The sequence below is a fragment of the Dietzia sp. IBK-p2-16D genome, assembly GCF_057773085.1.
In genome coordinates this window covers 84,218-108,314 of record NZ_JBYMTL010000006.1, presented here as the reverse complement: position 1 = coordinate 108,314, position 24,097 = coordinate 84,218, and the positions used below count along the sequence as shown (strand labels likewise).

Annotated in this window: 19 protein-coding genes; 10 read left to right on the top strand and 9 right to left on the bottom strand. The window is 70.8% G+C overall.

All coding sequences use genetic code 11. The annotated features are described in order from the left end of the window. The first annotated feature begins 24 nt into the window (after positions 1–24). A complete protein-coding gene (locus AC3DE3_RS13405; RefSeq protein ID WP_488370314.1) occupies positions 25–2,457 on the top strand; it encodes an AAA family ATPase in 2,433 nt (810 codons plus the stop codon). 43 nt (positions 2,458–2,500) lie between these two features. Here the strand turns inward: AC3DE3_RS13405 and AC3DE3_RS13400 are convergent, their stop codons facing one another. Next, on the bottom strand, positions 2,501–4,069 hold the full coding sequence (locus AC3DE3_RS13400; RefSeq protein WP_260487086.1) for an FAD-binding protein: 1,569 nt from the start codon (positions 4,067–4,069) through the stop codon (positions 2,501–2,503). 134 nt (positions 4,070–4,203) lie between these two features. On the opposite strand from AC3DE3_RS13400, the gene AC3DE3_RS13395 reads away from it, so the two are divergent. Together AC3DE3_RS13395 and AC3DE3_RS13390 are read left to right on the top strand one after the other, a co-directional pair. After that, positions 4,204–4,728, top strand: coding sequence for a DUF3253 domain-containing protein (locus AC3DE3_RS13395; protein ID WP_488370313.1), 525 nt, complete (start codon positions 4,204–4,206; stop codon positions 4,726–4,728). A gap of 149 nt (positions 4,729–4,877) precedes the next feature. Further along, a complete protein-coding gene (locus AC3DE3_RS13390) occupies positions 4,878–6,035 on the top strand; it encodes an acyl-CoA dehydrogenase family protein (RefSeq protein WP_488370312.1) in 1,158 nt (385 codons plus the stop codon). Between the two features lie 82 nt (positions 6,036–6,117). Here the strand turns inward: AC3DE3_RS13390 and AC3DE3_RS13385 are convergent, their stop codons facing one another. Beyond that, positions 6,118–6,690 carry a DUF6512 family protein gene (locus AC3DE3_RS13385; RefSeq protein ID WP_488370311.1) on the bottom strand — a complete coding sequence of 191 codons (573 nt, stop codon included), beginning with the start codon at positions 6,688–6,690 and terminating at the stop codon, positions 6,118–6,120. A gap of 137 nt (positions 6,691–6,827) precedes the next feature. On the opposite strand from AC3DE3_RS13385, the gene AC3DE3_RS13380 reads away from it, so the two are divergent. Further along, positions 6,828–8,498 carry an HNH endonuclease gene (locus AC3DE3_RS13380; protein ID WP_488370310.1) on the top strand — a complete coding sequence of 557 codons (1,671 nt, stop codon included), beginning with the start codon at positions 6,828–6,830 and terminating at the stop codon, positions 8,496–8,498. 104 nt (positions 8,499–8,602) lie between these two features. Here the strand turns inward: AC3DE3_RS13380 and AC3DE3_RS13375 are convergent, their stop codons facing one another. Both AC3DE3_RS13375 and ctaC read right to left on the bottom strand, forming a co-directional pair. Then, positions 8,603–9,019 (bottom strand): cytochrome c oxidase subunit 4, encoded by a 417-nt coding sequence (locus tag AC3DE3_RS13375; protein WP_488370309.1) that lies wholly within the window; start codon positions 9,017–9,019, stop codon positions 8,603–8,605. Between the two features lie 36 nt (positions 9,020–9,055). Then, positions 9,056–10,174, bottom strand: coding sequence for an aa3-type cytochrome oxidase subunit II (gene ctaC, locus AC3DE3_RS13370; protein WP_260489298.1), 1,119 nt, complete (start codon positions 10,172–10,174; stop codon positions 9,056–9,058). Positions 10,175–10,403: 229 nt separating this feature from the next. On the opposite strand from ctaC, the gene asnB reads away from it, so the two are divergent. Then, on the top strand, positions 10,404–12,329 hold the full coding sequence (gene asnB / locus AC3DE3_RS13365; protein ID WP_488370308.1) for an asparagine synthase (glutamine-hydrolyzing): 1,926 nt from the start codon (positions 10,404–10,406) through the stop codon (positions 12,327–12,329). An 18-nt stretch (positions 12,330–12,347) separates the two neighbouring features. Here the strand turns inward: asnB and AC3DE3_RS13360 are convergent, their stop codons facing one another. Both AC3DE3_RS13360 and AC3DE3_RS13355 read right to left on the bottom strand, forming a co-directional pair. After that, the gene (locus AC3DE3_RS13360) at positions 12,348–13,325 is read right to left on the bottom strand and encodes a carbohydrate kinase family protein (protein ID WP_260487244.1); all 978 of its coding nucleotides are present in this window, start codon (positions 13,323–13,325) and stop codon (positions 12,348–12,350) included. 73 nt (positions 13,326–13,398) lie between these two features. Continuing rightward, positions 13,399–13,746 carry a HesB/IscA family protein gene (locus AC3DE3_RS13355; RefSeq protein WP_067714160.1) on the bottom strand — a complete coding sequence of 116 codons (348 nt, stop codon included), beginning with the start codon at positions 13,744–13,746 and terminating at the stop codon, positions 13,399–13,401. Between the two features lie 167 nt (positions 13,747–13,913). Between AC3DE3_RS13355 and AC3DE3_RS13350 the strand changes: the two genes are divergently transcribed. From AC3DE3_RS13350 to AC3DE3_RS13340, 3 genes are read left to right on the top strand one after another with little or no spacing between them, the layout of a single operon-like run. After that, positions 13,914–14,609, top strand: coding sequence for a DUF3043 domain-containing protein (locus tag AC3DE3_RS13350; protein ID WP_488370307.1), 696 nt, complete (start codon positions 13,914–13,916; stop codon positions 14,607–14,609). Positions 14,610–14,648: 39 nt separating this feature from the next. Further along, positions 14,649–16,388, top strand: a complete 1,740-nt coding sequence (gene cobT, locus AC3DE3_RS13345) for a nicotinate-nucleotide--dimethylbenzimidazole phosphoribosyltransferase (RefSeq protein ID WP_488370306.1) — start codon at positions 14,649–14,651, stop codon at positions 16,386–16,388. A gap of 6 nt (positions 16,389–16,394) precedes the next feature. Beyond that, entirely contained in the window at positions 16,395–17,171 is a 777-nt protein-coding gene (locus AC3DE3_RS13340; RefSeq protein ID WP_260487247.1) for an adenosylcobinamide-GDP ribazoletransferase, read from the top strand. Positions 17,172–17,180: 9 nt separating this feature from the next. Here AC3DE3_RS13340 and AC3DE3_RS13335 read toward each other — a convergent pair whose 3' ends face one another. Continuing rightward, a complete protein-coding gene (locus AC3DE3_RS13335; RefSeq protein ID WP_488370305.1) occupies positions 17,181–18,272 on the bottom strand; it encodes a branched-chain amino acid aminotransferase in 1,092 nt (363 codons plus the stop codon). Positions 18,273–18,306: 34 nt separating this feature from the next. After that, entirely contained in the window at positions 18,307–19,419 is a 1,113-nt protein-coding gene (gene gcvT, locus AC3DE3_RS13330; protein ID WP_488370304.1) for a glycine cleavage system aminomethyltransferase GcvT, read from the bottom strand. 143 nt (positions 19,420–19,562) lie between these two features. Here gcvT and AC3DE3_RS13325 point away from each other — a divergent pair, with 143 nt between their 5' ends. Then, positions 19,563–21,080: a leucyl aminopeptidase gene (locus AC3DE3_RS13325; RefSeq protein ID WP_488370303.1), complete on the top strand. Its 1,518-nt coding sequence runs from the start codon at positions 19,563–19,565 to the stop codon at positions 21,078–21,080. Positions 21,081–21,105: 25 nt separating this feature from the next. Here AC3DE3_RS13325 and AC3DE3_RS13320 read toward each other — a convergent pair whose 3' ends face one another. Next, positions 21,106–21,471, bottom strand: a complete 366-nt coding sequence (locus AC3DE3_RS13320; protein ID WP_488370302.1) for an oxidoreductase — start codon at positions 21,469–21,471, stop codon at positions 21,106–21,108. A gap of 314 nt (positions 21,472–21,785) precedes the next feature. Between AC3DE3_RS13320 and sucB the strand changes: the two genes are divergently transcribed. Beyond that, positions 21,786–24,032 (top strand): 2-oxoglutarate dehydrogenase, E2 component, dihydrolipoamide succinyltransferase, encoded by a 2,247-nt coding sequence (gene sucB, locus AC3DE3_RS13315; RefSeq protein ID WP_488370301.1) that lies wholly within the window; start codon positions 21,786–21,788, stop codon positions 24,030–24,032. Positions 24,033–24,097: the final 65 nt, after the last annotated feature.

The following is a 24,097-nucleotide window of genomic DNA, read 5'->3' as shown; positions in this document are numbered from 1 at the left end:
AGAGGCGCACATGAGGAGGACCGCATGAGCGTGCACGCCGAACGCGGACTCGTGCCCACAGCAGAGTTCGACCGCGCCCTCGACCTCCTGCACTCGGGGCACGACCTCTTCCTGACCGGTAGGGCCGGCACCGGGAAGTCGACCCTCATCCGCCGGTTCCTCGCCGAGACCGATCAGCCCGCCCTCGTCGCGGCGCCCACCGGGATCGCCGCCCTCAACGTCGGCGGCTACACCATCCACCGGCTGTTCGGCTTCCACCCCGACCACACGGTGGACCATGTGCGGAGCAACTCCTACCGTCCGGGGAGGTTCGCGCAGGCCCTCTCCGGTGCGCACACCCTCGTCCTCGACGAGGTGTCGACGCTCCGCGCCGACGTCTTCGACATGATCGCGATCGCCCTCGAGCGGTTCGGCCCCGACCCCACGCTGCCGTTCGGGGGTGTCCGACTCGTCCTCGTCGGGGACCTCTTCCAGCTGCCTCCCGTCGTCACCGCGACCGAGAATCCCTCCTTCGAGGCGACGTACGCGACGCCGTACTTCTTCTCCGCCGAGCGCTTCCACCCCGAGCACTTCCCCACCGTCGATCTCACGCATGTGTTCCGGCAGTCCGGCGATCCGGAACTCACCGCGATCCTCAACTCGATCCGCGAGGGCGCACTCGTCGGCCCGGCGCGCGAGCGGCTCAACTCGCGTACCGACCCCGGCTTCGAGCCGCCGGACGACGAGTTCTGGCTGACGCTCACCACCACCAACCGCAGGGCCGCGAGCCACAACCAGCGGCGCCTCGAACGCCTGCCCGGTTCCGAACTGGCGATGGAGGCGACGCTCAGTGGCGACCTCACGGGGTTCGAACTGCCCACCCGGGAGGTGCTGGGCTTCAAGATCGGCGCCCAGATCATGATGCTCACCAACGACCCCGCCGACCGCTGGGTCAACGGTTCCATCGGACGGGTGCTCGACGTGACCCTCGGGCGACGGGGGGACCGCGGCGAACGCGGGCCCGTCGTCGTCGTCGGATTCACCGGCGGCGAGGTCGCCGACGTCGCGCTCCACACCTGGGACGTCACCCGTCCGGATACCTCCGGCGGAGGGATGCGGCACGAGGTGGTCGGGTCCTTCACCCAGTTCCCGTTCACCCTCGCCTGGGCCGTGACCATCCACAAGAGCCAAGGTCAGACGCTGGACAGGGTCGTGGTCGACCTCGGCGGTGGCACGTTCGTGGCGGGCCAGCTCTACGTGGCGCTGAGCCGTTGCCGATCCCTGGAGGGCCTCGTGCTCACGCGCCCGGTGCTCCCGGCGGACCTCAAGACCGACCGGCGGATCATCCGGTTCCTCCGATCGCCAGTCGGTGGTCCCTCCACCCGCCGGTACTGCGCCGTCGCGGTGGTGACCGTGGGCGAGGACGGGCCGCGGCCCCTGCCCCGGCCGGTGGAGCTCGCGGTCGCCTTCCCGGACGGCACCGCGGTGACCACCCTGGTCAACCCGCAGCGCGACCTGGCCCGGGCGCGGACGGAGTACGGGATCACCGTCTCCGACGTCCTGCTCGCCCCCACACTCCTCGAGGCGTGGTCCGTGCTCGCCCCGCTCGTGGACGGTCACACCCCGGTCGGTGTGGACCTCGACGTCACGCTCGGCCTCCTCGACGCGGAGTTCGCGCGGCTGGGCGGCGCGGTGGCGATGCCCCTCGGGGTGGACATCCCGACCGAGGTCCTCACCCCGGGCGAACGGGCCCGGAGCCGCGCCGGTTCCGCCCTCGCCCGGGCCCGGGTCGCGCTCGAGGCCCACGACCGCGTGCACCTCGACGACACGGCGGCCGGTACCTTCGACGCCGATCTCGTCGCCGAGGCCGCGGTGAGCTACCTCCTCAGCCGGGACACCGACGTCCGTCCCCCGACCTCCGAGGTGCTCCCCCAGTTGTCGGCGCTGCTGGGTGTGAGCGCCGAAGTGGGTGCCGCCTTGTTGGGACGTCCGCGCCGTGGGGGGCGCCCGGGTCCCGGGGGCGACGACGAGGTGGTCGTCACCCCCGGGGACCGCGATGTCCTCGCCGGGGCGCGCGCGCTCGTCGCCGAGCAGATCAGACGCGCCGCACAGCGCGTTCCGATGACCGCCGATGTACTCGACCGACTGCGGCTGGCCTCCGGGGTGGTGGGCGCGGATCTGACCCGGGGACTCGAGGCCCCGCCGGCGGCCGGCGCGGCGGACGTGCTGCAGCCCGGGACCCGGGTGTGTTTCTCCGGCAGCGCCCTGGGCCGCGACGGGGCTCCCGTGTCACGGGAGGAGATGGAGACGCTGGCGCTCCGTCACGGTCTCGTGCCCGTGGATTCGGTGACGAAGAGCCGCTGCGACGCCCTGGTCGTCGCGGAGCCGGGGAGCCAGTCGTCCAAGGCGCGGGCGGCCCACAAGTGGGGCACGCCGGTCATCGCGGCCGTCGACTTCCTCGACTGGTCGAGCCGGTGACCGGGCGGGCCGGTGGCCAGGCGGGCGGGTGACCCGGCGTCGCTCAGGGAGCGATCGGCAACGCCTGTCCGGCCATGTCGGCGACCGCGCGGTACGCCATCGTCATCCCGGACCCGAGCGGCACACCCGGTCCCGGGTAGGCCTCCCCGGACACGGACGCCGACGAGTTACCCGCGGCGTAGAGGCCGGGGATGGGGCTCCCGTCGGCGTCGAGAGCGGCGCCGTTCGCGTCGATCACCGCGCCCCCCTTCGTGCCGAGGTCACCCAGCACGAGACGGACGGCGTGGAACCGCTCCCCGCCCACCGGCCGCAGGCACTGCTCGGGCGTCGAGGCACCGAGGAAGAACCGCCCGTACGGATCCTCGCCACGGGCGAAGTCCGCGTCGCGGCCCTGCTCGGCGAAGCCGTTGAAGCGGTCGATGCTCTCGCGCAGCGACGCGGGATCGAGCCCGGTGGCCCCGGCCAGCTCCTCGACGGATCCCGCGGTGTGCCACAGGCCTGCCTCCCGCAACGCGTCGGGCTCGGGGGCCGGGATGCAGATCGCCGGGTAGCCGCCGGCCTCGGCGTCGTCGAACACCAACCAGAAGTCGTCACCGGCACCGTCGGCCATACGGGCGTGCATCTTCCGCCCCATCTGGTCGTACGGCAGCAGTTCGTTGGCGAAACGGCGTCCGGTGCCGTCGACGATGATCCCGGAGCGGAAGCCCAGGGTGAACGCGGCGTGCCCGTTGGGGAACAGCGTGGCCGGGCACCACCAGGACTGGTCGAGCAGATCCAGACGGGCGCCGACCTGCTCGAACATGCGGACCGCGTCGCCTGATCCGGTGGCGGGGTGCGACGAGGACCAGTCGGCGGTGGGCATGTTCTGCCAGCGCTGACGCAGGTCGGCCGACCGTTCGAAGCCGCCGGCGGCGACCAGCACACCGCGGCGGGCGCCCAGGATCTGACGGCCGGACTCGCCCTGCACGACCACCCCGACGACTCGTCCGTCGCCGTCGCGGACCAGTTCCTCGGCGGCCGTGTTCAGCCGGGTCTCGGCGGTGTCCATGGCATCCAGTGAGAGCACGAGCCGGGCCACCCAGGCCCTCCCGCCCTCGAGCTTGGTGGTGTCCTCATCCGCGCCGAACTGGTCGGCGGGCACCGGCGGCCGGATGTCGGCCGCCCGGGCTCCGACCTCCTCGCCCTTGATGGGCTTGGGGTAGATGCTGCGCCCCAGCTCCTGGCGTCCGGGGGCGTCGAAGTAGTCGGGGAAGGCCTGGAACCGGGTGGGGATGCCCAGCTCGTCCCGGAGGAACTCGACGACCCGCGGCCCGGTGTTGAGGAACGCGTCCTGGACGTCGGCGGCCGTGCGATCGCCCACCACGGCGCGGAAGTAGGTGCGGCCACGCTCGACAGAGTCCTCGACCCCGTCGTGGGCCAGGACCGGGTTGCCGGGAAGCCACACTGCTCCGCCGGAGTATGCGGAGGTGCCGCCGAAGCGGTCGGTCTTCTCGATGAGGCAGGTCGACAGCCCGCGAGAAGCGGCGGTCGCGGCGCCGAAGAGAGCGGCCACCCCCGACCCCACGACCACCACGTCGAATTCCGCGTCGAATGTGTTGTCCTGCGCCGTCACGGCAGCCCTCGTCTTCTCTCGGTCACGGTGGAACACGTTCCAGTTCCTTCGGTGACCTTAACACCGGCCCTCCGCACGGCACGGCCGTTCCGGACCGGTGGGCAGCGGGGGGCGCGCGGGGCAGGATCGTGGACGTGACCGATCGTGACGAGGACACCGGCGGCGCCGTGGAACGCACGGAGGACGGACGCTACATCGTGGTCAGGGGCCGGCGATGGCGGGCCACGGACCCGTCGATCCCGGAGAAGCTCCGCGCCGAGCTCGTCAGCGCGCTCATGACCGGCCGGCGGCTGGTCAAGACCGAGGGGAACGCCGCGCGGGTGATGGTGCACGACGCCAAGGTCGCACTCGGCGAGCGCGGCGACCCGTGGTGGGAGCCCACCGAGGACGGGAAACGCGACCGCCTGGCCGCGACGATCAGGACACTCCTGCGTTCGCGTGGCGAGGGCTCGATCTGCCCCTCGGACGCCGCCCGCGTTGCCGGTGGAGATCACTGGCGCGACCTCATGTCCACCGCGCGGGAGGTCGCTTTCGAGCTCCGTGAGGAGGGCGTGGTGGCGGTGACCCAGCGCGGCCGTCGGGTCTCCGGTCGCGAGGTGGCCGGGCCGATCAGGCTGATCGCGGACGACGGTCTGGAGTTCACGCCGCCAACGGGGTGATTCCTGGCCCTCGGATCGGTCGGTGGACGGGTGGGAGATGCGGGATTCTTGTACGCTACTCACCAGTAGGAAAACACCCATCTGACGCTCCGCTCCCCTCCACGGTGGCCCATCCATCGGAGCCGACCGTCCAACGGAAAGGCACGCACTTGCGCCGCACTGTGTTCAACGAAGACCACGAGGCCTTCCGCCAGACCCTCCGCGACTTCATCGAGTCCGAGGTGACCCCTCACTTCCAGGAGTGGTTCGAGGAAGGCATCGTCCCGCGCGAGTTCTACTACAAGCTGGCCGACCTGGGCCTGTTCGGCATCAACGTCGACGAGGAGTACGGCGGCGCGGGGATCAACTCCCACAAGTTCGAGGCCATCCAGTCCGAGGAGACCGCCCGTGCCGGCGTGAATTTCGGCGGCTCGGGCGTCCACGTGCTGCTCGGGCTCCCGTACATCAAGGCGCTGGCCACGGACGAGCAGAAGCAGCGTTACCTGCCCAAGTTCGTCTCCGGCGAGGAGATGTGGGCGCTCGCGATGACCGAGCCCGGCACCGGGTCGGACCTGGCCGGCATGAAGAGCACAGCCAAGCTTTCCGAGGACGGCACGCACTACGTCCTCAACGGCGCCAAGACCTTCATCACGGGTGGCGTCCACGCCGACCGCGTGATCGTGGCCTGCCGCACCGCTCCCCCGCGCGAGGACGATCGTCGCTTCGGCATCTCGCTGCTGGCGGTCGACACCAAGCTCGAGGGTTACTCGGTGGGTCGCAAGCTCGACAAGGTCGGCCTCAAGACCTCCGACACCGCGGAGCTGTCCTTCACCGACGTCAAGGTGCCGGTAGAGGACCTCCTCGGCGAGGAGAACCGCGGCTTCTACTACCTCGGGCAGAACCTCCCGTCCGAGCGCTGGGGCATCGCCTACGGCGCGTACGCCCAGGCCGCGGCCGCCGTGCGCTTCGCCAAGGAGTACACCCAGCAGCGGACCGTGTTCGGCAAGCAGGTCTCCTCGTTCCAGAACACCAAGTTCGAGCTGGCCGCCTGCCAGGCCAAGGTCGACGCGGCCCAGGCCGTCGCGGACCGCGCCCTGGAGGCATTGGACGCCGGCGAGCTGACCGCCGCCGAGGCGGCCTCCGCCAAGCTGTTCTGCACCGAGGTGGCGGGCGAGGTCATCGACCGCTGCCTCCAGCTGCACGGCGGCTACGGTTTCATGAACGAGTACCCGATCGCGCGGCTCTACTCGGACAACCGCGTGAACCGCATCTACGGCGGTACCAACGAGGTCATGAAGTCGATCATCGCCAAGGACATGGGTCTGTAGAACCCACGCCCTCGATCGCCCCAGGGCCCCGTCTGCTCCCCGCAGACGGGGCCCGAGGCGTCCGACGGGCTCCGCCTGCCCGTCAGTCCCCGGGCGCGGCCTCGTAGTCGGCGTGCCCCTCGACCCCGTATCTGTTGGTGATGGGGTCGATGAAGACGTCGGGTTCGGCGGGGGGCCTCAGGGTGAAGACCAGGTAGGCGGCGATGATGCCGACCAGATAGAAGACCGAGAGGACGACGACGAGGACGTCCGCCTCCAGACCGTTGAGCAGACTCACGAAGATCGCCTGCGCGAGCGCGATGCACAGGCCGAACACGGCGATGTCCACCCACAGCACATTGCGACCTGCGACCGCCTTGTAGGCGAAGACCACCCCGATCATCGTCACCGGGATCGAATAGAGAGCGACAGTGGCTGCGGGCACGAAGGAAGGCTGCGAGGCGCCCCCGAGCACGAAGAGGGCCGCGTACAGCACCATGGTCGGCCAAGCGGCGATCTTGATGTGCTCCCAGTAGCTTTCGTTGACCGCGGCGAACACGGCCACGACCCGGTTGTGCCCGCTCCAGTCGTAGGCGAAGTGGAGCACCGAGCCGACGGCGATCAGCGGGATGACCGCCCACCAACTCACCGAGACGACGGCATCCGTGTCCAACACGCTCCCATCCTCCCACCGATCGGCGTCGGTGGCAGGTTTTCCCTGCTCAGGGCCGTGTGTCGTACCCGGTTGCTAGTGTTTCCCCAATCGAACACACGAGCGATAGCAGGCGGCCCGGCTCGCCGAAGGGGGTTCACATGCGGGAGGCAACTACCGACGACGGCAGTGCCGCCGACCGCGGCGATGATCCCGGCGTCGATGATCCCGGCTCCGATAATCCCGGCGCCGTGGCTGCCAGCCCCTCCGTCACCGACGCCAGCTCCGCCGCCGTGGCCGCGCTGCACGCCGAGAACCGCGCCGCCGCCGCCAGACTGCGGGCCTGCCACGACCTGTGGGCGATCTGCCGCGAAGAACAGGAACTGCGCGACATCGCCGCCGGCTACGGACCGGGCCTGGACCAACGCCCCGAACACGCCGTCATCGACCCACTGACCATCGCCACCAGCCAGATCGTCGCCGCCTACGGCGTCCACCACAACCGCGCCCGCAACCTGCTCACCCTGGCCATCACCCTGGTCACCAAGTTCCCCGACCTCGTCGAGGCCATGGACACCGGCCACCTCGACGAGGCCACCGCCACCCTGCTCGCCCGCCAGATGCGCACCGTGGACTCCCTCCACCGCGACGACGTCCAACGAGAGGTCATCGCATGGCTCCTGGCCGCCCTCGCAGCCGGCAGACGCCCCGGACGCGACGCGATCCTGTCCCACACCGACCGCATCATCGCCGCCCACGACCCCGCGGGCGTACGCCTGCGCCGCGCCGCCGCCGTGCGCGCCCGCCGCATCCGCATCCGCCGCGGCCCCGACGGCATGGCCGACCTGCACGCCCACCTGACCGCCACCGAAGCCTTCGCCATCCACACCCTCCTGCAGACGATGGCCACCGACCAACACCACCGCGACCGCCGGACCCGCGTCGAGACCACCCGCCGCCACGGCGCAGACTCCCTCGACCCCGAATTCATCCGCAGCATGGACGAACTGCGTGCCGACGCCCTCGTCGCCACCCTCCTCGGCACCACCACACACCAAGACACAGCCACGGGCCCAGACGCCGCCGCGGGCACGGGCGGAGGCGGGGGTCAGCGGCCGCCCGCCACCCAGATCCGCCCCACCATCACCGTGCTCGCACCCCCGGGCCCCGACGGCGACCCCGAGGTCTACCTCCCCCGCGGCGGCCCCGCCACCATCGACGCCCTCATCGAACTGCTGTCCCGCAGCACCGGCGCCACCATCACCGTGCCCGACACCGAACCCGGCACCGCCGACACCCCCCACGGCGCCCGCCGCTACCGCATCAGCGCCGACCTGGCCCGCCGCATCCGCCTACGCGACGGCACCTGCCGCCACCCCGGCTGCTCCGTCCCCGCGGACGACTGCGACGTCGACCACGTCCGACCCTTCAACCACACCGACCCCACGGCAGGCGGCCCGACCACCGAGAACAACCTCGCCTGCCTGTGCCGACACCACCACCGCTTCAAAACCTTCCACGGCTGGCACTACCACCTCGCCCCCGACGGCACCCTGACCGTGACCACCGACACCGGCCACACCATCACCACCCACCCCGACGGACCCCTCGCCCGCTGGCGCCACCGCACCACCGAGACCGACCCCGCGGCCGGCACCGACAGCTACATCCCACCCCCACGCCGACCCTGGCTCGACCCCCGACCACAGAGCACCCACTGGTACCGCCGCGCCCAACGCCTGGCCGCCGAACGCAAAGCCAACACCATGGCCCCACCAGCACAGACCCACCCCGACGGCCCCGACCACGACACCGACCCCCCGCCCTTCTGACCGGACGGAGCGGTGTCAGCGCGCCGCTGCCCGGTGACGCGACAGCACGAGGGCCCGGTGTCGCGGAATGCGACACCGGGCCCTCGTGGAAGGTGTGGAACAGGTCAGTGCTTCTCGCGACCCCAGTGGTACTCGAAGACCAGGCCGGAGGCGCAGATGATCAGGGCGACGGCGCCGCCGATGAGCACCCACCAGTTCCAGAACGCCGCCCCGTACCCGATGATGAAGATCGAGAAGGCGACCAGAACCGGCCAGAAGCTGTGGGGGCTGAAGAAGCCCAGCTCGCCGGCGCCGTCAGAGACCTCGGCCTCCTCGTAGTCCTCGGGAAGGGTGCTGATGCGCCGCGCCACGAACCGGAGGTAACCACCGATCAGCAGGCTCAGGCCGGCGGAGAGCACGAAGGCCGTGGTGCCGACCCACTCGACGCCCGTCCGCGACGTACCCGTGAGGTACGCGTACCCGATACCCATGACGGCCAGGAAGATAAACAGGGCGTCGAAAATTCGTACTGTTGCGTTCATCGTTCAGGAATCCTTCGCGTGATACCGGGAGAGCCGTCAGTTGCCCGACGCGGTCTCGATGATGTTGTTCTGGTCGCGGGTATCGCTGCGTCCGGTCTTGAACGGTGCAGTGGAGGTCGAGTACGGGTCCTGACCGATCGACTCCAGCGCCTCCGCATTGGACGCGGTCGGGTTCTCCTGGCGGAACTGGATGTACTGGGCGAAGTCCTCCGGCGACACCGCGCGCAGCTCGAAGTTCATCATCGCGTGGTAGATACCGCACATCTCGGCACAGCGTCCGACGAAGGCGCCCTCGCGGTCGATCTCCTCGATCTGGAACATGCTCAACTGCTGGTTCTTGCCCGGGTGCGGCATGACGTCGAGCTTGTAGATGAACTCGGGGATCCAGAAGGAGTGGACCACGTCGGCCGACGCGAGGCGGAACTCGATGCGCGTGTCGGTCGGCAGCACCAGGACCGGGACCTCATCGGAGGTGCCGACGGTCTCGATGTTGTTGTAGTGGAGGTACGACTTGTCCTCGGCGAGACGACCGTGGATCGGGCCGCCGGCCGCCGGCTCACCGTGGTGCCCCAGGGCCTCACGGACCTCGTCGGAGAGCACACCGGCCTCCTCGGCCGCGCGCTGCGCCTCGACGTTGGTGCCGTCCTCGATGCTGACCCCGGCGACGTCGACCTTGTTGTAGCCGAACTTCCAGTTCCACTGGTAGGCGGTGACGTCGACCTTGACGCCGACCTCCTCCTGCGGACGGAGGTCGAGGACCTTGTTCTGCGTGACCACGGTGAAGTAGAAGAGGACGGAGATGATCACGAACGGCACGGCCGTGTAGATGAGCTCCAGAGGCACGTTGTAGGCGGTCTGACGCGGGAACTCGCCGTCGTCGTTCTTCCGCTTGCGGTGGAACGCCATCGACCAGAAGATCAGGCCCCACACGAAGAACCCGACGATGAGCGAGGTGATGACGGTGCCCGTCCAGAACTCGCGGATCGCGATGCCCTCCGGGGTGATCCCGTTCGGGAACCCGAAGTTGATCGTCTGGTTCCACCACTTGTTGTCGGTGTGGAGGCTACAACCGGACAACAGCAAGCCCAATGTGCCGAGAGACACCGCGAGTGTCGCCCTGCGCGTCCGACGACGCCCGTCACGCTGTTCCACCATCACGCCTTCCTGATCAGCGGCACCGGCCACGTGGCCGGGACACCTTAGAAGAGTAGACCACGGCTCTCAGAATGGAAGCCGCGGGTCCGGCAATTCACCCATAGGGCCCCCGCGCCGTCCACGGGGGGCCGGAGGGGTCTTGCGGACCAGTAGTATTCGATCGCGTCGCGACCCGCGCGGGCGGGTCACCCACCGACGCCCCGACGACGATGGACGAGGTTTCCGACGCATGTGTGGCCTGCTTGGTCTGATCACCCCCGACGGCTCCGCCCGTACCCACGAGGCGCGGGTCCTGGGCGCCATGGGGTGCCAGCGCCACCGCGGCCCCGACGAGGTGGGCACCTGGGTCGACGGCGATATGGCCTTCGGGTTCAACCGGCTGTCCATCATCGACATCGCGCACTCGCACCAACCCCTTCGCTGGGGACCGCCCGAGCAACCGGACCGCTACGCGCTGGTGTTCAACGGCGAGATCTACAACTACCTCGAACTGCGCGAGGAGCTCCAGCGTGACCACGGAGCAGTGTTCGAGACCGAGGGCGACGGCGAACCGATCGTCGTGGCGTTCCACCACTGGGGCCCCGCCGCGGTACGCCGGCTGCGCGGGATGTTCGCCTTCGCGATCTGGGACACCGTCGAGCGGTCGCTGTTCGTCGCCCGGGACCCCTTCGGCATCAAGCCCTTGTACATGGCGACCGGCCCCGGCGGAACCGTGTTCGCGAGTGAGAAGAAGTCGGTCACGGAACTGATCGACCTCGTCGTCGTCGACACCTCCATCGACACCCGCGCCCTCCAGCACTACGTCACCCTCCAGTACGTCCCCGAGGACGAGACCCTCACCCGCGGGGTCCGACGGTTGGAGTCGGGGTGCCACGCCACGCTCGCCCCCGGCGCGGCGCCGGTGATCGAGCGCTACTTCGAGCCGACGTTCCCGGTCGTGCCCGTCGCCGACGGCGACGCCCAGCGACGCTACGACGAGATCGCCGCCGCACTGGAGGACTCGGTCGCCAAGCACATGCGGGCCGACGTCACCGTGGGCTCCTTCCTCTCCGGTGGCATCGACTCCACCGCCATCGCCGCGCTGGCCCGCCGACACAACGAGAACCTGCTGACGTTCACGACCGGTTTCGAGCGCGAGGGGTACTCCGAGATCGACGTCGCCGCCGAGTCGGCCGCGGCGATCGGTGTCGAGCACATCATCAAGGTGGTCTCGCCCGAGGAGTTCGCCGCCGCGATCCCCGAGATCATCTGGTACCTCGACGAGCCGGTCGCCGACCCGGCCCTGGTCCCGCTGTACTTCGTCGCACGCGAGGCCCGTAAGCACGTCAAGGTGGTCCTGTCCGGCGAGGGCGCGGACGAGCTGTTCGGCGGGTACACCATCTACAAGGAGCCGCTGTCGCTGGCGCCGTTCGAGAAGGTCTCCGGCGGGATCCGCCGTGCGCTGGGCAGGCTCAGCACCCGGATCCCGGAGGGCACCCGCGGCAAGAGCCTGCTGCACCGCGGCTCGATGAGTCTCGAGGACCGGTACTACGGCAACGCCCGCTCGTTCTCCGAGGAGCAGGTCCGGTCCGTGCTGCGCGACTACCGGCCCGAATGGGGTCACCAGGACGTCACCGCCCCGATCTACGAGCGTTCGCGCGGCTGGGACCCCGTCGCCCGGATGCAGCACCTGGACCTGTTCACGTGGCTGCGCGGCGACATCCTGGTCAAGGCGGACAAGGTCACCATGGCCAACTCCCTCGAGCTGCGGGTGCCGTTCCTCGACCGTGAGGTCTACGAGGTCGCCTCGCGTCTGCCGCACACGGAGAAGGTCGCGCACGGCACCACCAAGTACGCACTGCGCAAGGCGCTCGAGCAGATCGTGCCCGCCCACGTCCTGCACCGGAAGAAGCTCGGCTTCCCCGTGCCCACCCGCCACTGGCTGGCGGGGCCGGAGCTGCACGACTGGGCCCGCGAGCACGTGGCGGCGTCCGGCACCGACGAGTTCGTCGACAAGGGCGCCGTACTGCGGATGCTCGACGAGCACCGGCGGGGCGAGTCCGACCACAGCCGCCGCATCTGGACCATGCTGTGCTTCATGATCTGGCACGGCATCTTCGTCGAGGGCCGGATCACCCCGGACATCGAGCAGCGCGAGTACCCGGTCCGCCTCTAGCCCGGGGCCGCGGGGCGGTCAGGCGGGCAGCAGCGCCGACAGCTCCTCGGCGGCCTCGTCCCCGTACGCGTCGACGAGCCGGCGGCGGGCGGCCGCCGGGTCGATGGTCCACTCCTGTGTTCCCGTGGTCTCCAGGACGTGGGTCGCGACGAGGGCGCCGAACTGGGCGGACCGTTCCAGCGACAACCCGTCGAGCACCCCGGAGAGGAAGCCCGCCCGGAACGCGTCGCCGACTCCGGTGGGATCGAGGAGGTTCTCCGACGGCACGATCCCGACCTCGATCGGCTCCGCACCCTGCTCGACGATCACCACGCCCTTCCCACCGCGGGTGGTCACGCGCGTGCCGACCTTCGCGTCGAGCTCCTCGGCCGTCCAGCCGGTCTTGTTCAGCAGCAGCTCGTACTCGTACTCGTTGGTGAACAGATAGCGTGCACCCTCGACCAGTGCGCCGGCCGCGTCACCGTCGAGGAAGGCCAGCTGCTGGGAGGGATCGGCGGCGAAGTCGAGACCGAGCTCGCGGCACTCCATCGTGTGCGAGTGCATTGCCGTGGGGTCGTTGGCCCCGATCAGCACGATCTCCGGCGTACCGATCCGCTCGACCAGACGGGCCAGGGAGATGGTGGACGCCTCCCCCATCGCACCGGGGTAGAAGGACGCCAGCTGCGCCATCTCCGAATCGGTCGTGCACACGAACCGCGCGGTGTGCAGCGCGGAGCTGATGTGGACCGCCGAGCAGTCGACGCCGTGGCGCTCGAGCCAGTCGCGGTACTCGGCGAAGTCCTCGCCCGCCGCCCCCACCAGATGGGGCTGACGGCCCAGGACGCCGAGGGCGAAGGCGATGTTGCCGCCCACCCCGCCGCGCCGGATCTGCAGAGAATCCACCAGGAAGCTCAGCGACACGTGCGCGAGCTGGTCCGGCAGCAGCTGCTCGGAGAAGCGACCCGAGAAGGTCATGAGGTGGTCGGTGGCGATGGAACCTGTGATCACTACGGGCATGACCCAGACAGTAGACGACCCGGGCCGATGGGTGATCGGCCCGGGTCGTCGGGTACTCCGTGCGACCGCGGCGTCAGTTGAACGAGTCGCCGCACGCGCAGGAACCGGTGGCCTGCGGGTTGTCGATCGTGAAGCCCTGCTTCTCGATGCTGTCGACGAAGTCGATGGACGCACCGGTCAGGTACGGGACGCTCATGCGGTCGACGGCGAGCTTGATGCCGCCGAAGTCGTCCACCACGTCGCCGTCGAGCGAACGATCGTCGAAGAAGAGCTGGTAGCGCAGGCCCGCGCAGCCTCCGGGCTGGACGGCGATGCGCAGCGAGAGGTCGTCGCGCCCCTCCTGGTCGAGCAGGGCCTTGGCCTTGGCGGCGGCTGCTTCGGTGAGCAGTACGCCGGTAGCGGTGTTCTCCGCAGTGGTCATGTCGGTTCTCCTTGCGATCGGAAAGAGGGCTTCGGGGGCGTTATGACAGATCCAACGCCCACCGGGGAGTCCTCTATTCCCCGGCACCCGTTCCCCCGCACACGATACGCCTGCCGCGGCCGATGGGTGAATGTCCGGCGTCGGTGTCGATCGCCTAGCCTGGGTGTGTGAAGTTGCGTGCATTCGGCTCCAGAGACGACGAGACCGCCAAAGGCTCCCCCGCCCCCGAGGCGCGGCCCGAGCCTGCCTCGGCGTCGGCGTCCGTGCCCACCGCGGACCCGCGCCGCCCCGCGGGCAAGGGCAAGCCGACTCCCCGTCGTCGCGACCAGGAGCGGGCCCGCGGGATGCGCCAGGGACCGGTGACGGCGCCGGTCACCCGCAAGGAGGCCAGGGAGCGCAAGAAGGCGGCCAGGGCCACGATGTCCAAGGACGAGCGCCGGGCCGCCAAGGCGGAGGAGCGTGCCGCCCGCGAGGAGCGCCGCCAGCTCATGATGGAGGGCGACGACCGCTACGTGCTCTCCCGCGACCGGGGCGAGGTCCGTCGCTTCGCACGCGACTGGGTGGACACCCACCGTCGTCTCATCAACTGGTTCATGCCGCTCGCCCTGTTCGTGATCGTGTTCCAGCTCATCCCGAACCCGGCTCTCATGGCGTACAGCCAGACCCTGTTCCTGGTCCTCATCGTCGTCGTCATCGTCGACGGCGTCTTCCTCGGACGGACCGTGAACCGGGCCGTCCGCGAGCGGTTCCCGTCCACCGACGACACCGGTTTCGGAATGGGGTGGTACGCCGTCATGCGCGCGACCCAGCCCCGGATGCTCCGCACCCCCCGCCCCCGGGTCCGCCCGGGCGACGCCATCTGACCCGTTCCCACCGCTGACCCCCGGAAGGGCCCGACCCCCATGCGCCTGCTCGTCCTCGGTGGTACCCGCTCGGGAAAATCCGCCCACGCCGAGTCCGTGGCGGCCGACATCGACGACGACGTCGTCTACGTCGCCACGGCCCGGCGCGATCCCGACGACGACGAGATGACCGCCCGGATCGACGCGCATCGCGATCGCCGGCCCACCCGGTGGGCCACGGTGGAGACCGACGAGATCGCCCGTGTCCTCGCGGCGAACCCTGACGCGACGGTCCTCGTGGATGACCTCGGAGGGTGGTTGACGCGCCGGATGGACGCCACTCTCGGGTGGGCCGACGGCGGCGCCGCGGTGGCCGACGACCTGGACGAGCTCGTCACCGCGGTGACGGAACACTCCGGCTCCGTGGTCCTGGTCTCCCCCGAGGTCGGCCTGGGAGTGGTCCCGGATTCGCTCTCCGGCCGGGTGTTCGCCGATGTGATCGGGTCGCTCAACCGGCGGCTGGCCGGGGTGTGCGACTCGGCGGTGCTCGTCGTCGCCGGTCGCGCCCTCCCCCTCGACGCGGCCCGCCCGGCGCCGGCGCCGAGCACCGGGTCCGTCGGCGCCGTCGGTGGGGCCGGTGCCGTCGACACGCCCGAGGCCGCAGCCGCCCCGCCCGCGGATCCCGGACAGGCCGGTTCCCACCACGAGGACGTCCCCCACGACTTCCCCGGCCTGGGCGACGTCGCGCACTACGACGACCCCGTGGCGTTCCCGCCGGTCCACCCCCCGTCCCACACCGTCGCCGACGAGGCGCGTGCCCGGCACCTCACGCTGACCAAGCCCGCGACATCCCTGGGCCGACTCGAGGAGCTCGGTGTCTGGATCTCCTCCTGCCAGGAGACGTGTCCGCCGCGCCCGCTCGACCGCGCCAGGGTGGTGGTGTTCGCCGGTGATCACGGGGTCGCCGGGCACGGCGTGTCCGCGTTCCCGCAGGAGGTCACGCTGCAGATGGCCGACAACATCGTCGGCGGTGGAGCAGCGGTGTCCGTCCTCGCGCGCACGGCCGGCGCCTCGGTCCGGGTGGCCGACATGGCGATGTCGGCCGAGCGACCCGGCGGGCTCGACGACCACAAGGTCCGCCGCTCCAGTGGTTCGATCGACCGGGAGGACGCCCTGACCGCCGACGAGGTGCGGGCCGCGATCGCCGCCGGACGCCGTATCGCCGACGAGGAGGTCGACTCCGGGGCGGACCTGCTCATCGCGGGCGACCTCGGCATCGGCAACACCACCCCGGCGACCGTGCTGACCTGCCTCGTCACCGGTCGGGAACCGGTCGAGTTGGTCGGGCGCGGAACCGGCATCGACGACGAGGGCTGGATGCGCAAGACGGCGGCGATCCGGGACGCGATGTTCCGGGCGTCCGGCGATCTGCGGGATCCCGTGGCCATGCTGCGCAAGGTCGGTGGTGCAGACCTCGCCGCGATGGCCGGATTCCTGGCCCAGGCGGCGATCCGGAAGACCCCGTGCCTGCTCGACGGATCGGTGGTCACCTCCGCCGCGCTCATGGCCGAGGCGATGGCACCCGGTTCCCGCCAGTGGTGGGCGGCCGGCCATCGCAGCGCGGAGCCCGCCCACACCGCCGCGCTGACGTACCTGTCCCTCGACCCGATCCTCGAACACTCGATGCGTCTGGGTGAGGGAAGCGGGGCCGTCGCCGCCCTGCCCGTCGTCCACAACGCCGTTGCGATCCTCACGCAGATGGCGACCTTCGCCGACGCCGGGGTCGCCGGCAAGGACTGACGACCCGTGCTCGACGCGGCCCGGCTCGCCCTGTCGTGGATGACGGTGCTGCCGGTCGGCCGGCCCGGGGTACCCGATGCCGCGGCGGCCGGGAGGGCGATGACCGCGATGCCCGTCGTGGGACTGGTGTGCGGCGTCGTGGCGACCGCCCTCGCCCACGGCGCACACGCGTCGGGAGCGGGCGCGCTGCTGTCCGGGGTGGTCGGCGTGGCAGGCGTGCTGGCGCTGACCCGCGGCATGCACGTGGACGCGTTGGCGGACACGGCGGACGGGCTGGGGTCGTACGCCGGCCCGGATCGCGCGCTGGAGATCATGCGGTCCGGGTCCGTCGGGCCGATGGGGGCCGCCGTCCTGGTGTTGGTTCTGCTCGCCGAGGTCGCGGCGCTGGGCACCCTGGTCGACTCGGGTGCCTGGCTCGCCCCGGTCGCCGCCCTCGTCCTCTCGCGCTGCCTACCTGCCGTCCTCCTGCGTCGGGGCGTCCCCGCGGCGTCGCCGACCGGTTTCGGCGCGCTCGTCGCCGGCTCGCAGTCCCGCGTCGCCGTGGCGGGGACCGCACTGGTGTGTGCGGCCGCCGGCGCCGCGCTGGCGGGGTCCGGGTGGTCCGCCGCCACGTGGTGGGCGCCGGTGGTGGGCGCCGCCGCGGGGATCGCCGCCTGTGCCGCGGCGGCGGGGTTCGGTCGTCACGCCGTCCGCCGGCTCGGTGGGATCAGCGGGGACGTCCTGGGAGCGGTGATCGAGACGGGCAGCGCCGCCGCGCTCGTGACGGCGGTGCTCCTCCTCTGACGCGCCCGCTCAGGCCAGACGCGTCATCCAGCCGAACGGGTCCTCCACGGAGCCGCGCTGGATGCCGGTGAGCGTCTCGCGCAACCGCATGGTGATCTCCCCCGATCCCCCGTCGCCCACCGTGTATCCGCCGGCGGCGTGCTGCACGGATCCGACGGGGGTGATGACGGCGGCGGTGCCGCACGCGAACACCTCGGAGATCTCGCCGGAGGCCACGCCCGACTCCCACTCCTCCACGGAGACCTTGCGTTCGGTGACGCGGTAGCCGAGGTGGCGCGCCAACTGCAGGAGGCTGTCGCGGGTCACGCCCGGCAGCAGCGAACCGGACAACTCGGGGGTCACGATCTCGGCGGAGTCACCGGAGCCGAGCACGAAGAACAGGTTCATCCCGCCCATCTCCTCGACGTACTTCCGTTCGATCGCGTCGAGCCAGACCACCTGGTCGCAACCCTTGGCGGCGGCCTGCTCCTGGGCTGCCAACGAGGCGGCGTAGTTGCCGCCGAACTTGGCCGCGCCGGTGCCGCCGGGGCTGGCGCGCACGTACTCGGTGCTCAGCCAGACGCTCACGGGGGCCACGCCGCGGGAGAAGTACGCGCCGGCCGGGGAGGCGATCACCGAGTAGAGGTACTCGTCGGCCGGGCGCACGCCGAGCCCGGTCTCGGTGGCGATCATGAAGGGCCGCAGGTAGAGGGACTCCTCACCCCCGGCGGCGGGCACCCAGTCACGGTCGATCGCCACGATCTGGCGCAGTGACTCCATGAACAGCTCCTCGGGCAGCTGCGGCATGGCGAGGCGCTGCGCAGAGCGGTTGAAGCGGGCGGCGTTCTGCTCGGGCCGGAAGGACGCGATGGAGTCATCGGACTGCCGGTAGGCCTTGAGCCCTTCGAAGATCGTCTGGGCGTAGTGCAGGACCACGGCGGACGGGTCGATGGACAGGGGTGCGTACGCCTCGACGACCGGGGTGCCCCACTGCCCGTTCGAGTACGGGAGGGTGACCATGTGGTCGGTGAAGTACTTGCCGAAGCCGGGGGCGGCGAGGATGGCCTCACGCTCCGCGGCCGACCTCGGCGAGGCGGACGGGCGGACGTCGAACTCGGACATTGCGGGTCTCGTTCCTTGGGGAAGGGGGGGCTGGTCAGCGGGTGCGGATCTCGACGAGCGGGGGTACCGCGAGGCGGCACGGTACCTCTCGGCCCCGTACGTCGACGACGACCTCGTCGCCCTTCTTCAGGCCCGCGTCGAGCTCGATGAACGCGAGCGCGATGCCCGTCTTGAGGGTCGGCGAGAACGTGCCGGAGCTGGTGACGCCCACGTCGCGTCCACCGGCCCGCACGGTCTGGCCGGCGCGCAGGATCCCGCGCCCGGTGACCTCGAGGGCGTACATCCGGCGGGCGGGGCCGGCCGCCTTTTGACGCAGCAGTTCCTCGCGGCCCCAGAAGGCGGGCTTGTCCCAGCCGATGGCCCAGGCACAGCGCGCCTCGAGCGGGCTGAGGTCGACCGACAGTTCGTTGCCGTGCAGCGGGTACCCGGCCTCGGTGCGCAGGGAGTCGCGGGCACCGAGGCCGCACAGCGCGCCCTCCCGCGAGAGCACCTGCTCGGCGAGCGCGTCCCAGACGGCGCCGGCCTCGTCCCAGGCGGGCAGGACCTCGAAGCCGTACTCGCCGGTGTACCCGGTGCGGCAGATCCGCACGGACCGGCCGTTCCAGTCGGCGTCGACGTACGCCATGTAGTCGAGGTCGGTCGGCAGGCCGAGAGCTTCGAGGACCTCTCCGGCGCGGGGCCCCTGGACCGCGATCACGGCACGGGAACGGTGCTCGTCGGTGACGCTGACCTCGGGCGCCCGCTCGGCCGCCGCGGCCTGCAGCCGGCGCACGACCTCGGCGTTGTTCGAGGCGTTGGGGATGAGGAAGATCTCGGAGTCGGAGACCCGGTAGGCGATGAGGTCGTCGACCACTCCCCCGGACTCGTCGCAGCACAACGTGTACTGGGCGCTGCCGGCGGAGATCCGGTCGAGGTCGTTGGTGAAGCACGTGTTGACGAACTCTGCGGCGCCGGGGCCGGTCACGAGCGCCTTGCCGAGGTGGCTGACGTCGAACAGTCCGACGGCCGTGCGGGTGGCGGTGTGCTCGGCGACGGTGCCGGTGTACTGCACCGGCATCGACCAGCCGCCGAAGGGGGCGAAGGTCGCACCGGCCTCGACGTGACGGGAGTGCAGCGGTCCCTCGTGAAGGTCCCCTGTGTCTGTCATCTGACCACTCCTCGCGCTCTACGGTCCGGCTGCCTGCCCACGTTAGTCGATAGACTATGGTGCCCTCGCCGTGGCGGTCCCGCCGCGTCGCCCGGGCATCGCACTCACTTCCCGCCGGACCCACCGACCCCCAGGAGCGCTTCATGCCGACCGCGCAGTCGATCCTCACCCACAGCCCTGATCTCGCCCCGATCGAGGCGGTGACGTCGCCGGTGGACGCGGACGTGGTGGTGGTCGGGATCGCCGCGGATTCCGCGGATGCCGGGGCGGATGCCGCGCCCGTCGTCGTCGCCCCGGGGTTGGACGCCGAGGTCACCGCGGCGCTGGCCACGGTCGCGCGGTCGGTGGGCGCGTCCACCAAGGTCGCCGCCACCACCCGTGTCCCCGCACCGGACGGCGTGCCGGCCGGGTCCGTGGTGCTCGTGGGGCTCGGGTCCTCCGACGACGAGGTGTCCGACGAGTCCCTGCGCCGCGCGGCCGGTGCCGCCGCGCGTGCGTGCCGCGGACTCGGGACCGCCCTGGTGTTGCTGGACGCCGAGCGCGCGGAGCCGGTGGCCCTGGGAGCGGGGCTCGGATCGTTCCGCCCGGCCAAGGTCACCTCGAAGAACGACGACGACGACGAGAACAGCGATTCGCTGAAGGTGTTCGTCGCCGAGGGCGGCGCCGACGCCGTGGCCCGTGCCGCCACCATCGCGGAGTGTGTCGGTCTCGCGCGCGATCTGGTCAACACCCCACCCAACCTGCTGTTCCCCGGATCGTTCGCCGATCGGGCCGCCGAGCTCGCCGGCGAGGCCGGTCTCGAGGTCGAGGTGCTCGACGAGGCCGCGCTGGCCGAGGGTGGCTTCGGCGGCATCCTCGCCGTGGGTGGCGGTTCCTCGCGCGGTCCGCGTCTGGTGCGTCTGACCCATCGTGGCGCCGCGGGTCGGCCGACGGTCGCGTTGGTCGGCAAGGGCGTCACCTTCGACACCGGCGGCATCTCGATCAAGCCGGCCGCGGGCATGGAGCAGATGACGATGGACATGGGCGGGGCCGCGGCCGTGGTCGCGACCGTGATCCTGGCCGCCCGTCTGGGACTGGACCTGACCGTGGTCGCCACCGTGCCCATGGCGGAGAACATGCCGTCCTCCACCGCGTACCGGCCCGGTGACGTGCTGACCATGTACGGGGGGACGACCGTCGAGGTGCAGAACACCGACGCCGAGGGGCGTCTCATCCTCGCCGACGCGATCGTGCGTGCCTGCGAGGATTCGCCGTCGCACCTCATCGACACCGCCACCCTCACCGGCGCGCAGATGGTCGCGCTGGGCAAGAAGACGCCCGGCGTCATGGGCACCGAGGACTTCCGGGACCGGGTGGCCGAGCTCAGCCGCGGGGTCGGCGAGGGCGGTTGGCCGATGCCGCTGCCCGAGGAGCTCCGTGCCGGGCTGGACTCCGAGGTCGCCGACCTCACCAACGTCACCCCGCACCGCTGGGGCGGCATGCTGTCGGCCGGGTTGTTCCTCTCCGAGTTCGTGGCCGAGGGCGTCGAGTGGGCGCACATCGACGTGGCCGGGCCCGCCTACAACGACGGTGGCCCGGAGGGTTACCTGCCCAAGGGCGGAACCGGGGTGCCCGTGCGGACCATGCTCGCCGTCCTGGAGGACATCGCCGCCGCAGGCTGACCGTCACCGCCGCCGCGGGCTCGCCCTAGCGCCCGTCGGCTTCGCGCATCTGCTCGCGGAGCCGACTGGCGCGTTCGCGCCGCTCGCGCTTGATGCGGACCTCCTCGTAGTCGCGCATCCGCCGGGGGTAGCCCTGGACGGCGGCGTCGAACAGGGGAAGCTTGAGCTGCGCCGCGAGCCTGCGCGCGGTGGCCACGTCGCCGACGGGCCTGCGGGTCCATTCGCCGTCGAAGGCCACGAGGCACAGTCCGGGGACCGAGACGAGGGTCTCCGGCTCGAGATAGGCCTCGACGCCAACGCGGGTACGGCACCACCGGCGCAGGTGATCGAGATCGGCCGGATCCGCCGGGATCCGCGGCCCACGACGTCCGAACAGGTCACGGATACCCACCGCCGGCTCCCTCCCGTCGGGCCCCCGTACGGGGTGAGGGCCGCCTGTGGAAAACGATCGTACCGACGTCCGACGCCCGTCACGCTGCGGGCAACCGGCGGATCGGGCACCCGGCCGGGTCCGGATCGGCACGTCCGCCGACACCGACAGGTGGCAGAGGGCACAATGGACGACGATCCTGGGTAGGGGCGCCACCGCGCACCCGGCTCCGGACCGACACGACGAACAGATAACTCACACCCACGACGCCGCTCACGCGGGCGCGGACCGCGCCTGCTGACAGCGCCTGAGAACTCTTGAGGAGTCACGACACCATGGCCTTCTCCGTACAGATGCCGGCTCTCGGTGAATCCGTCAGCGAGGGCACGGTTACCCGCTGGCTCAAGAAGGAGGGGGACACGGTCGAGGTCGACGAGCCGTTGCTCGAGGTCTCCACCGACAAGGTCGACACCGAGATCCCGTCGCCCGCGGCCGGCACGCTGAAGAAGATCGTCGCCGAGGAGGACGAGACCGTCGAGATCGGCGGGGAGCTCGCGGTCATCGACGACGGCTCCGGCGGATCCGATGACGCCGACTCCGGGGATGCCGACGACTCCGACGATCAGGCCGACGACTCCGCCGACGACTCCGACGAGCCCGCCGAGAAGTCCGGCAGCAGCAGCAAGAGCGGCGGTAACAAGGGCGGCGGCAAGGGCACCGACGTGGTCATGCCCGAACTCGGCGAGTCCGTCACCGAGGGCACCATCACCAACTGGCTCAAGTCCGTCGGCGACACCGTCGAGATGGACGAGCCCCTGCTCGAGGTCTCCACCGACAAGGTCGACACCGAGATCCCCTCCCCCGTCGCCGGCACCCTCCAGAAGATCGTGGCCGAGGAGGACGAGACCGTCGAGGTCGGAGCAGTCCTCGCCGTCATCGGCGACGGCGACGCCGGAAACGACGACGACTCCGACGATCAGGACGCCGCCGACGACGCCGACGACCAGTCGGCGGACGCGTCTGACGACCGGGCAGAGGCCGAGGCCGACGAGCCCGCCGACGAGCCCGCCGAGAAGTCCGGCAGCAGCAGCAAGAGCGGCGGTAACAAGGGCGGCGGCAAGGGCACCGACGTGGTCATGCCCGAACTCGGCGAGTCCGTCACCGAGGGCACCATCACCAACTGGCTCAAGTCCGTCGGCGACACCGTCGAGATGGACGAGCCCCTGCTCGAGGTCTCCACCGACAAGGTCGACACCGAGATCCCCTCCCCCGTCGCCGGCACCCTCCAGAAGATCGTGGCCGAGGAGGACGAGACCGTCGAGGTCGGAGCCGTCCTCGCCGTCATCGGCGACGGCGACGCCGGAAACGACGACGACTCCGACGATCAGGACGCCGACGACGACGCCGACGACCAGTCGGCCGAGGATCAGAACGCGACCGACGCCAAGGACGAGGGCGTGGACGCCTCCGACGAGGACGAGGTCCCCGAGGACACCCCGGAGACGGAGAAGAAGGCAGCCGCCGAGGCGGAGGCCAAGTCCGAGGAGAAGGCCGAGAAGAAGTCGGAGAAGTCCTCCGGCGACTCGTCGTCCGGTGACCTGCCGAAGCGTGCCGAGCCCGCGGCGGCCGCGAAGTCCGGGACCTCGCCGTACGTCACCCCGCTCGTGCGCAAGCTCGCGCAGGAGCACGGGGTCGACCTCGACTCGGTCAAGGGCACCGGCATCGGCGGCCGCATCCGCAAGCAGGACGTCCTCGCGGCGGCCGAGGGTTCGGGTTCCGACTCCGGGTCCGCGGCCCCGGCGGCCGAGAAGGCGACCACCGGCGGCCCGTCCACGGCCGGCGTGCGCCCCGAGCTCGCCGAGCTGCGGGGCACCACCAAGAAGGCCAACCGGATCCGCAAGATCACGGCGAAGAAGACCCGCGAGTCGCTGCAGCAGACCGCGCAGCTCACGCAGGTCTTCGAGGTGGACATGACCCGGGTGGCGCAGCTGCGTTCGCAGGTCAAGGAGCAGTTCGCCGACAAGCACGGCGCCAAGCTCTCGTACCTGCCGTTCTACGCCAAGGCGGTCGTCGAGGCCCTCGTGTCGCACCCGAACGTCAACGCCTCCTACAACGAGGACACCAACGAGATCACCTACCACGGTTCGGTGAACCTCGGGATCGCCGTGGACACCGAGGCGGGGCTGCTCTCCCCGGTCATCCAGAACGCCCAGGACCTGGACATCCCGGGGCTGGCCAAGGCGATCATCGACCTGGCCGAGCGGGCGCGGGCGTCGAAGCTCACCCCGGACGACCTCCAGGGCGGCACGTTCACCATCACCAACATCGGCAGCGAGGGGGCCCTGTTCGACACCCCGATCCTCGTCCCGCCGCAGGCGGCGATGCTGGGCACCGGCGCGATCGTGCGGCGGCCCGTCGTGGACGCGGACGCCGACGGCGAGTCGATCGCCATCCGGTCCATGGGCTTCATGCCCCTGACCTACGATCACCGCCTGATCGACGGTGCCGACGCCGGCCGCTTCCTCACCACGGTGAAGGACCGGTTGGAGAAGGCCGAGTTCGACAGTGACCTCGATCTGTAGATTCGGCTGAACCCCGCGACGGGCGCCCTCCCCAACGGAGGGCGCCCGTCGTCGTCGTCACACCC

What these genes read in the sequence shown, in the direction of transcription:
- AC3DE3_RS13325 (WP_488370303.1), top strand. Translation starts at nt 19,563, where the DNA reads ATGCCGACCGCGCAGTCGATCCTCACCCACAGCCCTGATCTCGCCCCG.
- ctaC (WP_260489298.1), bottom strand. Translation starts at nt 10,174, where the DNA reads ATGGTGGAACAGCGTGACGGGCGTCGTCGGACGCGCAGGGCGACACTC.
- AC3DE3_RS13335 (WP_488370305.1), bottom strand. Translation starts at nt 18,272, where the DNA reads ATGTCCGAGTTCGACGTCCGCCCGTCCGCCTCGCCGAGGTCGGCCGCG.
- AC3DE3_RS13380 (WP_488370310.1), top strand. Translation starts at nt 6,828, where the DNA reads ATGCGGGAGGCAACTACCGACGACGGCAGTGCCGCCGACCGCGGCGAT.
- AC3DE3_RS13405 (WP_488370314.1), top strand. Translation starts at nt 25, where the DNA reads ATGAGCGTGCACGCCGAACGCGGACTCGTGCCCACAGCAGAGTTCGAC.
- AC3DE3_RS13360 (WP_260487244.1), bottom strand. Translation starts at nt 13,325, where the DNA reads ATGCCCGTAGTGATCACAGGTTCCATCGCCACCGACCACCTCATGACC.
- AC3DE3_RS13375 (WP_488370309.1), bottom strand. Translation starts at nt 9,019, where the DNA reads ATGAACGCAACAGTACGAATTTTCGACGCCCTGTTTATCTTCCTGGCC.
- asnB (WP_488370308.1), top strand. Translation starts at nt 10,404, where the DNA reads ATGTGTGGCCTGCTTGGTCTGATCACCCCCGACGGCTCCGCCCGTACC.
- sucB (WP_488370301.1), top strand. Translation starts at nt 21,786, where the DNA reads ATGGCCTTCTCCGTACAGATGCCGGCTCTCGGTGAATCCGTCAGCGAG.
- gcvT (WP_488370304.1), bottom strand. Translation starts at nt 19,419, where the DNA reads ATGACAGACACAGGGGACCTTCACGAGGGACCGCTGCACTCCCGTCAC.
- AC3DE3_RS13355 (WP_067714160.1), bottom strand. Translation starts at nt 13,746, where the DNA reads ATGACCACTGCGGAGAACACCGCTACCGGCGTACTGCTCACCGAAGCA.
- cobT (WP_488370306.1), top strand. Translation starts at nt 14,649, where the DNA reads ATGCGCCTGCTCGTCCTCGGTGGTACCCGCTCGGGAAAATCCGCCCAC.